The sequence below is a fragment of the Lacinutrix sp. Hel_I_90 genome (assembly GCF_000934685.1).
Lineage (GTDB): Bacteria > Bacteroidota > Bacteroidia > Flavobacteriales > Flavobacteriaceae > Lacinutrix.
This window is the reverse complement of the sequence record NZ_JYNQ01000001.1, coordinates 214,566-227,563: the sequence shown is the minus strand read 5'-3', so window position 1 is coordinate 227,563 and position 12,998 is coordinate 214,566. Positions and strand designations below refer to the sequence as shown.

Annotated in this window: 12 protein-coding genes; 4 read left to right on the top strand and 8 right to left on the bottom strand. The window is 31.5% G+C overall.

Annotation, left to right across the window (positions count from 1 at the left end):
• Positions 1–95 precede the first annotated feature (95 nt).
• Positions 96–2,915: a triple tyrosine motif-containing protein gene (locus tag GQ46_RS01020; protein WP_044397551.1), complete on the bottom strand. Its 2,820-nt coding sequence runs from the start codon at positions 2,913–2,915 to the stop codon at positions 96–98.
• A gap of 289 nt (positions 2,916–3,204) precedes the next feature.
• On the opposite strand from GQ46_RS01020, the gene GQ46_RS01015 reads away from it, so the two are divergent.
• Entirely contained in the window at positions 3,205–4,221 is a 1,017-nt protein-coding gene (locus GQ46_RS01015; protein ID WP_044397549.1) for a 2-hydroxyacid dehydrogenase, read from the top strand.
• Between the two features lie 303 nt (positions 4,222–4,524).
• On the opposite strand, the gene GQ46_RS01010 is transcribed toward GQ46_RS01015, so the two are convergent.
• Complete coding sequence (locus tag GQ46_RS01010; protein WP_044397547.1) at positions 4,525–5,307, bottom strand: patatin-like phospholipase family protein; 783 nt, start codon at positions 5,305–5,307, stop codon at positions 4,525–4,527.
• A gap of 141 nt (positions 5,308–5,448) precedes the next feature.
• Here GQ46_RS01010 and GQ46_RS01005 point away from each other — a divergent pair, with 141 nt between their 5' ends.
• The 3 genes from GQ46_RS01005 to GQ46_RS00995 are packed head-to-tail and all read left to right on the top strand — an operon-like array spanning position 5,449 to position 8,013.
• Positions 5,449–6,231 (top strand): ABC transporter permease, encoded by a 783-nt coding sequence (locus GQ46_RS01005; RefSeq protein ID WP_044397545.1) that lies wholly within the window; start codon positions 5,449–5,451, stop codon positions 6,229–6,231.
• Positions 6,228–7,010 (top strand): ABC transporter ATP-binding protein, encoded by a 783-nt coding sequence (locus GQ46_RS01000; protein ID WP_044397543.1) that lies wholly within the window; start codon positions 6,228–6,230, stop codon positions 7,008–7,010. Before GQ46_RS01005 ends, GQ46_RS01000 begins: the two co-directional genes overlap by 4 nt.
• A 10-nt stretch (positions 7,011–7,020) precedes the next feature.
• Entirely contained in the window at positions 7,021–8,013 is a 993-nt protein-coding gene (locus tag GQ46_RS00995) for an MlaD family protein (protein ID WP_044397541.1), read from the top strand.
• Between the two features lie 99 nt (positions 8,014–8,112).
• Here the strand turns inward: GQ46_RS00995 and GQ46_RS00990 are convergent, their stop codons facing one another.
• The 6 genes from GQ46_RS00990 to GQ46_RS00965 all read right to left on the bottom strand — a co-directional run bounded on the left by GQ46_RS00990 (position 8,113) and on the right by GQ46_RS00965 (position 12,974).
• Complete coding sequence (locus GQ46_RS00990; RefSeq protein ID WP_044397539.1) at positions 8,113–8,697, bottom strand: hypothetical protein; 585 nt, start codon at positions 8,695–8,697, stop codon at positions 8,113–8,115.
• Positions 8,698–8,861: 164 nt separating this feature from the next.
• Positions 8,862–9,440 (bottom strand): hypothetical protein, encoded by a 579-nt coding sequence (locus GQ46_RS00985; RefSeq protein WP_044397537.1) that lies wholly within the window; start codon positions 9,438–9,440, stop codon positions 8,862–8,864.
• 160 nt (positions 9,441–9,600) lie between these two features.
• Positions 9,601–10,512: an RsiV family protein gene (locus tag GQ46_RS00980; RefSeq protein WP_044397535.1), complete on the bottom strand. Its 912-nt coding sequence runs from the start codon at positions 10,510–10,512 to the stop codon at positions 9,601–9,603.
• A 424-nt stretch (positions 10,513–10,936) separates the two neighbouring features.
• Positions 10,937–11,392 (bottom strand): pyridoxamine 5'-phosphate oxidase family protein, encoded by a 456-nt coding sequence (locus tag GQ46_RS00975; RefSeq protein WP_044397533.1) that lies wholly within the window; start codon positions 11,390–11,392, stop codon positions 10,937–10,939.
• Between the two features lie 103 nt (positions 11,393–11,495).
• Entirely contained in the window at positions 11,496–11,996 is a 501-nt protein-coding gene (locus GQ46_RS00970) for a nicotinate-nucleotide adenylyltransferase (protein WP_044404333.1), read from the bottom strand.
• 75 nt (positions 11,997–12,071) lie between these two features.
• Entirely contained in the window at positions 12,072–12,974 is a 903-nt protein-coding gene (locus GQ46_RS00965) for a metallophosphoesterase (protein ID WP_231567302.1), read from the bottom strand.
• Between the last annotated feature and the right edge of the window lie 24 nt (positions 12,975–12,998).

Here is a 12,998-nt window from a genome sequence, read left to right as displayed (position 1 = left end):
CCCCTAATGGACTTCTGTAAGCGATAACTTAAAAAGAATTAAATAATTAATATTGTTGTGGTAATGTATAGTTCAAATTTAAAAATGTAGTGTAGCTACAAGTCTAAGATGTAGTTTGTTAAACTAGTCTCGTGAGGTAAATCCATTTTTTTACGCAAACGATAGCGTTTAACTTCTACACTTCTAGGAGAAATATTTAAAAGTGGTGCAATTTCTTTAGAAGACAAGTTTAACCTAAGGTAGGCGCACAATCTTAAATCGTTAGGAGTGAGTTTTGGGTGTTTAGACTTTACTTTCTTTAAAAAATCTTTATCAGCATTATTGAAGGCTTCTTGAAACAATTTCCAATCGTCTGTATTGTTAATGTTTTTATCAATAATCTTAATTACCGGATTAAGGTTCGCATCAATTTTCGCACTATTTAATTCCTTTTTTATATCATTAAGAAATTCATTTTTTTTAATTAAACTCATTGTAGAGATAGCAAGTTCTCGACTTTTATTTTCTATATCCCGCTGCAATTTTTCGTTTTTAAACTGCATTAATTGCTGAGCGTTTTCTAATTCTCTATGTTCTAATTCTTGTTTTGTTTTCTTTAATAAAGCCTCCCTCTGTTTTTTATAATAGGTTTTATAGAGATGATGTGTAAACAAGAGCAATAAAAGTCCTCCAATAATATAAAGTGCTACTATCAAATTTGATAAATACCATGGTTTTTGTATTTCAAATGTATAAGTAGCAATATTGGAAGTGCTATTACCTCCTATTCTACCTCTTACTTTAAAGTTATAAGTACCAGATGGTAAATTCTTAAATAACTCATTTGAACTGGAAGACCAATCACTCCACTGGTTATAAATACCTTCCAGTTGATGTTGATATTCAACATTTTGGAATTTATCAAATTCGGGCACACTGTATTCAAAAAGAATATTGTTCTGTTTGTTTTCTAAATCTGCAACCTCAGTTATATTAAGTTTATTTGATGGTCCATCTACCGCATTAGAAACGACACTATTAATATAAATATTATATGATTTTTCCTTAATGGCATTTAGATCTATAATGATGTATCCTGATGAAGTCCCGAACAAATATTTCTTGTTACCAAGATTTAATATGTTTTCATAGCTTGGAACGCCTTTTCTAAGCGCATTAGAAATGGGGATTCTTTTTATTATTGGTATTTTACTGAGTTTTCCTGGTGTAATGTAGTTAATATCATGCCTAGAAAAGCTCCATAAATAACCTGTTTGCTTATCTACAATTAGTTTCCCTGAAACATAGTTTTCTGCATCATAAACCTGACTAAATATCGAATCCTTTTCGAAACTTTTGTATTCCTTATTATATTTAAAAACGCCCTTATTAAAAGCATAGTAAATCGCTTCGTCGTACTTAAACAAACTGGAGTGTAATTCTTTCATGACAGTATCTTTCGTCACATTTGTCGCTTTAGTATAAGCCTCATTTATTTCAACATTAAAGATGCCTTTATATTCATGACTCATGATTACTTCGTGACTATTAATCAGCTCAAAGAATCGTGAGGAAATATCAAAACCTTCAATTTTATTTTTAAAACGCCAACCATCCTTTTGTCTTTCCAATATATTAAGCCCATTGTAATTACCTTGCAGCAATAGGTCTTCATTCCCTTTTATTGGTTTAATAGACCAAGTGCCCTGAATCTCTGCTATTTTTTCTGCTTTTCCATTTTCAATTACAAAAGTTCCAGAATTATGTCCGCAGAATAAGCGCTTTTTTAATTCAACTAAACACCAAACTTGACCTTTCGTGCCTTTAACAAATTCAAAAGCATCATTAGAATCTATTGTCTTAAAAAACAGCCCTTGGTTTGTTCCTAAATATAATTTATCATGATAAATGGCAGACGTGTATATTGTACCCAAATTTCCTTTTTCGTCATTAAAAATTTTAATTGGAGACTTGCTATTAATACAATTAATTCCATTATCCAGTGCTAACCAAAGATTAAGATCTTTATCTTCAAAAAGTGCTAATACTGTATTATTTAAAAGGCCATTCGTTTGATTAATTTCTTGAATAACTTCGCCATGGGTATCGACCTGAATTAATCCATTTGAAATCGTACCTAAAGCATAGTTATCATCTTTAAGTTTAATTCCACTATAGACTGTATACTTTGATAGTATATCGTTTGTTTTATTAATCCAAGGCTTAACAACCTGATTCTTCATACGATAAAACCCACTTTCTTGTGTTAAAAACACAAATACGTCTTCTTCTTTAAACATATTAATGATGGGTTCCTTTTTTAAAATATTATTCTCTAAGAACAGTACCGCTTTACCGTTTTGTATTTTATAAATACCTTTATTGATAGATTGAAAATAAATCGTATCATCTACTTTAAACATCTTGGTAATAGTTGTTTCAGATTCAATGATTTTAAAGGTTTCACTTTCTGTATTATAAATATAAACTCTATTTAGAGATCGAAATAGAATCCAGTTTTCCACGTTTATAATTTGCCAAAATTGCTCATCCTCAATGAGCGGTGTTTTAAGAAATTTTGACAGTGAATCGTATTTTAAAGTACCAAACACATCTTTTTTCCAGAAGCCAAACTCCATATAACAGCCAGTATAAATCTTGTCATCAATAGCTTTAACCGATCTGATAATGGTTTCATTTGGCGAATTATAAAGTCTCCAACTGGCGCCATTGTATTCCAACAAGCCTAAGTTATTGGCTACATAAATATAATTTTCATCAGATTGCGATATTGCCCAATTTTGATTTTCTGCCCCATACTGTTGTGGTGTAAAAACATTTATAGGAGGTAATTCTTGCGCAAAAAGTGGTGCAAAAAAAATAAACAAAACCAGTGTAAGCAAGGCTTTAAATAAAATGTTCTTCGTAAATATCATAATTATATGTTACATGCAATATACAACTTTGTATAGTAATTGTATGGCTAAAAAAACAACTAATTACGTACTCCTTCATGAATTACAATTACGGGATTTTCTAAGTGTTTTAATTTCTATTGTGATATTTATTATGTTTTCCTTTAAAGTTAAATAGTGACCATTTAATATAAGAAAACAATAGTCTTATTTTTTTTAAGGATGTTATAAAGTGTGCTGCTATAACTGACATATATCATAGTTCTATTTTAACCATTTACATAGTTTTATCTTAGATATAATTAAAATTATGAAAGTCATTATTTACAGTACAAAAGATTTTGAGATCCCTTATATTGAGCGTGCTAATAAGAAAAAACACAAATTAACTTTTGTGAGCGAAGCATTAAACTCTAAAACAGCCTTAAAAGCTGTTGGCTATGACGCGGTTTCCATTTTTTCTGGAGATCAGGCTTCTATAATAACCTTAGACAAATTAAAAGATTTTGGGATAAAATATATTGCGTTACGATCTGCTGGTTATGACAACGTAAACTTAAATACTGCAGCACGCTTAAATATTAAAGTAGCAAATGTACCAAGCTATTCACCTTATGCCATTGCTGAACACGCCGTGAGTTTACTTTTAGCGTTAAACAGGAAATTGATAGAATCTAACGAACGTGTAGAACACTTCAACTTTGATTTAAACCATCTCATTGGCTACGATTTAAATAATAAAACGATAGGTATCATTGGCACAGGCAGAATAGGCTCGATAATGGCAAAAATAATGCATGGTTTCGGCTGCAATTTATTAGGCTGTGATATTGAAGAAAACAAAGAATTAGTAGATAAATATGGTTTGACTTATGTGGCTTTGAATACCCTTTGCAAACAAGCAGATATTATTTCAATTCATGTTCCCTTGAATGGTGATACGCACTATTTAATTAATGAAGCATTAATTGAAAAAATGAAAAAAGGCGTTACTATTATAAATACCGCAAGAGGCGCAGTTATTAACACTGAAGATATTATAACAGGATTAGAAAATGGTACGATTGGCGCTCTAGGAATAGATGTTTATGAAAATGAGCAAGACCTCTTTTTTAAGGATCATTCTCATGAAATTGTTAATGATGACAATATCATTAAATTGAACGCTATGCCCAATGTGCTCATAACAGGTCATCATGCTTTTTTAACAGACGAAGCACTAACAAATATAGCAGAAACAGTGATTTATAATTTAGACTGTTGGGGTGATAATAAAAATACAGAAAATGAATTAACAAATATTATAACCAAAGTAACTCCTACTTAGGCTTCAAGAAACTCTAAATATCTTGCAAAAGAGTACCTGCTCCCTTTTATCTTTTTATAATAACAAGCCACAAAAGGAAAGTAACCGCATTTATAAAGCGTATTATTTTACGACATGGCAATCTGCCTCTGTTTTTTAGTGACATTTTACGGTAGCATATTGATGATGTCTTGAAACAATTTCAAGGTTATATAATTTTAAATTACTATTTTTTCTCAACCACTACCTTTTATGTTCTGGAACGCTCCTTTTACCTATTAAAAACACCCTACAAAAAAACAAATAAAATGATATAGATGCCTACTAAACAACCCCTAATTCTTCTTTAGTTTTCAACCTCAAATTAGTTATCGCATCACTCATACTGTTATAACCTATTTTAAAAATAACATCACTATTTTTCTTATCAAAAAGACCGTACTGATTTAGGATTTTCGGAGCTATTACTAAATCGCAATCAGCGAATTTTTTAATATCATCCTTAGCTATTCTTACATTGATTGCTCTTTCAATAATGTTATGGAAATGCTTGAGATCATGCTCTTTTATTGTTCCAAAATGATTAACATAAACTCCTATAATTTTATCACACTTTTCTGTTAATAATTCCACAGGAAAATTATTTAAAACACCTCCATCGACGTAAAGCTTGTCATTAATATGCATTGGAGAAAAAACACCTGGAAAAGCAGAAGATGCCAAAATAGGTTTAATGAGCTCCCCTGTTTTGAACACTTCTAATTTGCCCTCTAAAATATTAGTCGTTGTAATAGATAACTCTCTTTTAAGCGTATTAAAATTATCTTCTGGAAAGTAACCTTTAAAAAAAGAGTAATACTTTTCAGGATCTATAAAACCAGGTTTATTTAGTGCATACGTTTTAATACTAAAAAGTTCAATCTTATTAAAAAAAACAAGCATTTCTTCCCAGGTATAGCCATAGGCATATAAAGCACCTACAACCGCTCCAGCACTGGTGCCCGCTATATGTGTAATCGTTATATTATGTTCTTCTAATGCCTTAATAGCACCAATATGAGCGGCGCCTCTTATTCCTCCTCCAGAAAGTGCTAAACCTATTTTCACGAGTCTTTATTTTAAACTATTATCGTGCAAAATAGGGTTAGTTAATGCCACTAAAAATGATATTCATCAGCCTTGAGATATGATTTTTATCATTTAAAACACAATTCTATTAACATACATTTGAGTATTAAGCGAGTTCGTATGCCGTATACAAATAAAATAATAACCAGACTAAACTCTTTTTTTATAGAAATAGGTGCCCTCTCTTATTTTACAGGTCGGTTTTTTAAGGAACTTTTTAAGCGTCCTTTTGAATTTAAAGAGATAATGCGACAAGCCTATAATATGGGTAACCAATCTCTTTTACTGGTTGGCATTACAGGTTTTATAATCGGTTTGGTTCTTACCTTACAAACCAGACCTACGTTAATGGAGTTTGGCGCCGTATCATGGATGCCTTCTATGGTAGGCATTTCCATTGTTAGGGAAATAGGACCGATTATTACCGCTTTGGTTTGTGCTGGAAAAATCGGTTCTGGAATTGGTGCTGAACTGGGTTCCATGAGGGTTACAGAACAAATTGATGCCATGGAAGTTTCTGGCACCAACCCTTTTAAATATCTGGTAGTTACGCGAGTACTCGCCATTACTTTAATGCTACCCTTGCTAGTTATTATTGGTGATGCTGTTGCCTTGTATGGCTCTTATTTGGTAGAAAATGTAAAAGGTGATGTCTCGTTTCACTTGTATTTTAGTCAAGTTTTTGAGTCTTTAGAGTTTGGAGACATTATACCGGCGACTATTAAAACATTTTTCTTTGGTCTTGCTATTGGATTGGTGGGTTGCTTTAAAGGTTATTATTGTGAAAAAGGAACTGTAGGTGTTGGCGTAGCTGCTAACTCTGCTGTTGTTTTCACCTCGCTACTACTCTTTATTATTGACTTTATTGCTGTTTTTGTAACTGACATTTTTTATGATATATGAGTCTACAAAAAAACATAGCTACTAAAAGTGATGCTTTAAATAAACGGGAGATTGTTCTTGAAATTAAAGATTTACATAAACGTTTTGGCACTAATAAGGTCCTTAATGGTTTCAACATGACACTACATAAAGGTGAGAACTTGGTGATTATGGGGAAATCAGGGTCTGGAAAATCGGTAATGATTAAATGCCTTGTTGGTTTAATGGAAGCCGATAGTGGTACAATTTCGCTAATGCATAAAGACATAACAAAATTAGATCAAGAGGCTTTAGACACACTACGCACAGATATTGGGTTTTTATTTCAAGGCAGTGCATTGTATGATTCTATGACGGTACGGGAAAATTTAGAATTTCCATTACGACATCAGGCAAAAAAAACGGGTATTGATAAAGACACAAATGCACTAGTTCTTGATGCTTTAGAAAATGTAGGTTTAGCTCATGCAATAGACTTAATGCCCTCAGAATTATCTGGAGGCATGAAACGTCGGATAGCCCTAGCACGAACGCTAATTTTAAAACCAAAAATCATTTTGTACGACGAACCTACAAGCGGGTTAGACCCAATAACATCGAAAGAAATAATCTTATTAATGCAAGATATTCAAAGAAAATACAATACGTCCTCCCTCATAATCACTCATGATGTGGATTGCGCGCGAGTGATTTCAGACCGCATGATATTACTTATAGACGGCACTAATTATGCTGTTGGCACATTTGCAGAATTATCATGCTCTAAAGATCCAAAAGTCCAAGCTTTTTTTAAACATTAAAACGAACACCATGAAGACGACGAACTCACAGAAATTAAATTTAGGCCTTTTTGTCATTATAGGCACTCTCCTATTTATAGTTGGTATTTATTTTATTGGACAAAAAGACAATTTGTTTAAAGAAACGTTTAGCATCAATGCTAATTTCAAAAATGTGAATGGTTTACAAAAAGGAAATAATGTACGCTATTCTGGAATAAATATAGGGACGGTAAAAGCAATAACCATGGTAAATGATTCTGCTATAAAAGTAGATATGGCTATTGACGAAGAACTGGTAATTCACATAAAAAAAAATGCTATCGCCACTATTGGTTCTGATGGCTTAGTAGGTAATATGATTATAAATATAGTTCCAGGAAAAGGTAATGCAAAAGCGATAGCTAATGGAGATACCATAAAATCTTATAGTAAGATTGGAACAGATGATATTTTAAGCACACTGAGCGTTACAGGAGAAAACACAGCCATTTTGACAGCGAAATTGCTTAAAATCACCGAAGCTTTAGCCGAAGGAAAAGGAACCTTAGGGATTTTATTAAATGACACTATTATGGCTAATGATTTAAGATTATCCATTAAGAGCTTAAAGCGTGCTAGCTATGGTGCTACGACAACGATTAATGAATTAAATGGTACTATAAAAGCAATACAAACCAATGATGAAACCATTCTAGGTGTGCTGCTACATGACACGCTTACTGGTAAGAAATTAAAAACTATTGTTAGTAATCTAGAAACATCAAGTACCCAAGTTGAAACGGTTGTTAGCAATATTAAGGGTATTGTAACTGATTTAGATTCTGATAAAGGTGCTTTAAGTTACATTATAAATGATACCGTTTTAGTCCATGATTTAAAATCGACCATAAAAAACATTACTGAAGGCACAGATAAGTTTAATCAAAATATGGAAGCCTTAAAACATAATTTTTTAACTCGAGGTTATTTTAGGAAATTAGAACGGCAGGAAAAAAGGGCGCTTAAAAAAGATGCTAACTAAAACAAAAGAAACCTGGTTAATAAACAGTTCCTTAATTTCTTTAAAAAAATAATTGATAATTTATATTCCTAAATCCATCGAAGTTTTAAACTAAAGGTACTAATTAACCAATACCACCTGGTTTTTATTAGAACTTCTTAACGTAATTGTATTTCCCGACTTATTTTTATATACGACTATATTGATCCTGCCAGTAGACACGTTAAGTACTTCTATTGGTGTAATAAAGTCAACCGCATCTAAGTTTAAACCATTATTACTAGAATTCAACGTATAGTTTTCTACTAATGAACTGAAAGTTTTAGAGGTTTTCTCATTGAGAATATAATGTTTGTAGTCTCCATCATGTTCGATAAGCAAAGCAAGCTCTTTAGATTTAAAACCTAGTAAAGGTTCTTTACTTAAAGGAACGGCAAAACAGTTATTGCTAAATTTAACCACTTCAGAACCGTCGTAGTTATAGCCTTTGTCATCTAATACCTTTGATAATTCTTTATGCGCTTCCTGTAGCTTTTTTGATAAGGCTCCTACTGAAGTATGATGAATTAAATTGGATAGCGCGTTAAATCCATGTCCAATACTGTATATTGAAATTGCTGAAGTACTAGAAAAAGCATTGGCAGGAACTAATGATAAAGCACCCGCACAGAGCGTGCCTGATGTTATAAAATGTCTTCTATTCATGGTAGGTTTGTTAGGTTAATGAATAATTGCGGTAGTTATTTGCGTTATGGGAAAAAGCAATATCAAGTTGAAAAATACATATTACTTTTAACAAATCACTGTTTTATTTATGTTTTTATGATGACTCTATAATGATAAAACTTGTAATGTACTCGGTTCATACTTTAAAACGTTTTTGAAATCCCTAAAGCAAAGACGATATAATTAAGGTCTATAGCTTTCTTTGTGTTTAGAATCTCTAAATCTCTCGATAAGGCACGATACCCCACTTGCGGTCTTAAACTCCAACCATTATTGCCAAGAACGTAATCTAACCCTCCACCAAACTCATAGCCTAATCCGTGATCTGTGGCTTGAATGGTATCATTATTATTATTTTCAATTTCAATATGATTATAAATTCCGCCTGCGCGTATAAGATAAGATAAGTTCGACCCTTCACTTATAGGGTGTATAAATTGAAATCCGAAGGTATAGCCTGTTGTATCGAAATCTATTTCAGGATTATCGGCAAACTGAAACGAATTAAAGCCCCAACCTACATAGGCGTTTAAATACTGTATAACTTTATATGAAAGAGCTGCTTCAAAGCCATATCCAGTTGTTAATTTAGTATCACCAATAGCTTCAGTTGTAAAATCTAAACCTGGTCTAAATTCTGCTGACCACCTGTTTTGTGCTGTTAGGGAATTTAGAAAGAGCAATACTATTATTGTAAAAGCAATTGTTTTTAAAAGTGTCATAATGGTTAATTTTATTATTTAAAATTAATCCATACCGGACTCTAATAATATGATGATTATCAGCTATAAGAATAATCTCATCTTATTTTACTAAAGCAATAAAATTATGGATACTAATTCTCAACACATTAAAAATAAACATTTATCTAAGATAAGTACACTAAAAAACTAAGGGGTTTGATTCGTATTTCTTTAGCACGGATAACAAATCGACTAATGGTAGTTCTACAGAATAGGTACCTGTATACGATGGGCAAATTATAAAGTCATCAAAATAAAACTCAATATACGTTTCATTAAGCACGAAATTATTTTTATGTTTAAAAAAATCGGCAGAAGACAACTCCCAACAATCATAATACAACTCGCCTCTTTGTATTTTTTTATTTATTTTTTCATTGATTAGAACCAACAATTCATCTTCAGATCCTATAATAAAGAAATCTTCATAGTTCATAAAAACACCTCTTTTTAAATCGAAGTTAAAACAATCAAAAGAATAAGTGGGATGCATGGCTCCTGAATAGTAATTCTCTTTGTAAAAAAGTAAGCTAACAAGATGATTATTAACATTATAAATTTTATAATCTATAAACCGTTCTTCCTTAAAGTTTTTAGCCTCAATACTATCACAGGTTAAAAGCCTATCACATAATAATTTATTTTCTAGTATTTCAGCCTCAGTTTTAGCAACCTTTACGTAGTATTCTTTAATAAATTCATTAAAATTGGTATGTGTAGGTTTAAAAGATTCGTTGAGTAGCGGATAATTAAAATCAATAGTATAGTCCTCATTATCTATTTTATACTTTTTATCAATAATCAATTTTTGAAGTTCTTCTCTTTCATCTTTTTTTTCTATGAGTTTTTTTTGCTTCAATTCAATAGAAATTAACTTGTTTATAGGTATAATATCTAGATCTGTTATCTTTAAGCTGTCGTTTTGTAAGCTATCTATTACTAATGGCTTGAGCTCTTGAGTGGGATCAATGGCATCACTAGGGTCATTTGAATTGTCATTTTTACAATTAAAGAGTAGTATTAGTAGCACTAAGGTATACAGATATTTCATCGAATTGATTTTATTTATGCGAAATTAGTCGCATAATTTGATTGAAAATATGAGAATAATCAGTAAAAAACAAGTTCTCACTAATAAATAAGATTTGATTGTAAATCTCGAAAAAACAAATCAAGGCTAAACCCAATACTATTCAATAGTTGTCACTCATTACAAACGATTGATCAGCGTCGTTATTTCTGAAACACTACCATATCATTTAGTATTTCTTTTCAAACGCCATTTTAGGTTAGTTTCTATTGGTGCACCTTTTTTATTGATGCACTAAAAAACAGATTCTGTTAGGTGAAGCACTTATTTTTTCTCTTATTCATTTACTTAAAGATCTAACAATTGATTTGAAAATGGTATTTGAACTCTATCCAAAATATTATTTATTAACAACTGTCTTTTAGATTTGATACCAATACCCTGTTTAGAAGCGCCTTTTCTTGCCAGTTATTTCATCTATTCGAATAAGAAAAACAATGGGAACATCGTCTTTATAAATTTTTGCAGAAAACTCAGCGATATAATCTACATCGCGATGTTCTTTATTTAAAATAACGTCTTTAACACCTAAAGAAAACTTATGTAATTCTGCTTTTGCATAACTTCCTTCTAGCTCTTCATAATTTCCTTCCACCAATACCGATTGCCAATGGTTTACAGATTCTATCTCTGCTACTTCAAGAGACACAAAGTCATGTTTCCGCATGGCATTTATCTTATGCCCATCAGCTGAATAACAAATAATTACATTTTCTTTTTCATCAAAATAATAAGTAATGGGAACCACGTAAGGCCTATTATGGTAAATATACCCTAAATGGCCTATATAATTATGGTTAAGGATGAATTGGCTTTCTTTATTTACTAAATTTTGTATCATAATTATCCTACTCTAGTTTTAATGGTTTTTAAGCTAATTATTTTGTTTTGTTCGACCGATAGTGATTACTAATCTTATTTTCACTAATTAAATACTCTACTGTTTATAAAAATACGCCAGTATCATCAACTTTTATCTTAATGCGTTTATCACCGTTCTCTAAAGTAATTTTGTACATTTTTTTAGCGTCCTCAGACTCACGATAGTTTACCAAATACACCTCTTTGGTTATACTCCATTTAGGAAATCTTTTTAAAACAGATAATAAAACAGGTTCCGGTAAAGCAAGACCCTTATATTTTTCAGCTGTTCTTAGAATATTACCTTCATTGTCATAAGTCGCTAGAATTCTTCCTTCTGGAATAATAAAATAAACATCGTATAAATCGTATTCATCTTGGTAAATATCCAAGGTTTTAATATCAAAATTAGCAGCTTTAATCTGAAGTTCATCGATGGCGACAGGCAAATCTTCAGCATCTGTGCTATTCAAGTATTTGTAATTGGTATAGACTAAAACAACTTCTTCTAACGGTATTGGATTTTGTGCAAAACCTTGGGTGGTTAAACCAAAAATAAACAAACCAATAATTATTCTTTTCATAATCATATTTAAAATTTAACGTATTTAAAATTAAATATTTATAAAGGAGTAAAACATGATATATGTCAGTAAGATCTAAACTGTCTTTTTTAATTCAATACAGGTAATCTCTGGACGCATCCCTAATCTACCAGGAAAACCTAACCAACCTAAACCACGATTAACATAGAGGTATTGATTTTGTTCTTTATACAAGCCTGCCCAATGTTTATACTTATATTTTATGGGACTCCATTGTCGTTTTTTAAATTGAAAGCCTGCTTGCATCCCATGCGTATGGCCTGATAATGTTAGCGCTATATTTGTTTTATTAATAATCTCTTCGTCCCAATGTGATGGGTCATGAGATAATAGTATTTTAAAAGTAATCGCTTCTACCTCTGCCATTGCTTTTTTAAGATTTCCGTACTGCTTAAATGGTGGTTTTCCCCAATTTTCGACACCTATTATTGCTATATTTTCCCCTGAATTTTCAATAACCTCAGCTTCATTTAACAACAATTTAAAATCAATAGCTTTATAAAACTGTTGTATAGCCTCAAAATTCTTTCGTTTTTCTTCCTTAGTTTTCCATTCGCTATAATCGCCATAGTCGTGATTTCCTAATACGGCATACTTCCCTTTTGCCGCGACTAATGTATTGAATGTGTTTTTCCAACCTTTTAATTCCCAAGCATAGTTATTCACTAAATCACCAGTAAAAAAAATATAGTCTGGCTGTAAGTGATTAATCTTAGCTATTGCCTTGTCCAAAATATGATATCGGGCATTAAAACTGCCTAAGTGAATATCCGATATTTGTACAATTCGCAAGCCATGAAAGGCTGTTGGCAGCTTTTTATCTTTGATTATTATATGATAAACTTTAAATAGATACAGCGTTCTAAATACACCATATAGGATTATAAAAAAAGGGAGAAACCCAGAAAACAAACCAACCAATGGTACTATTACTAAGGAGGCTTTTTCTGAAATCACATAGTTTACCGAATATAATATAGT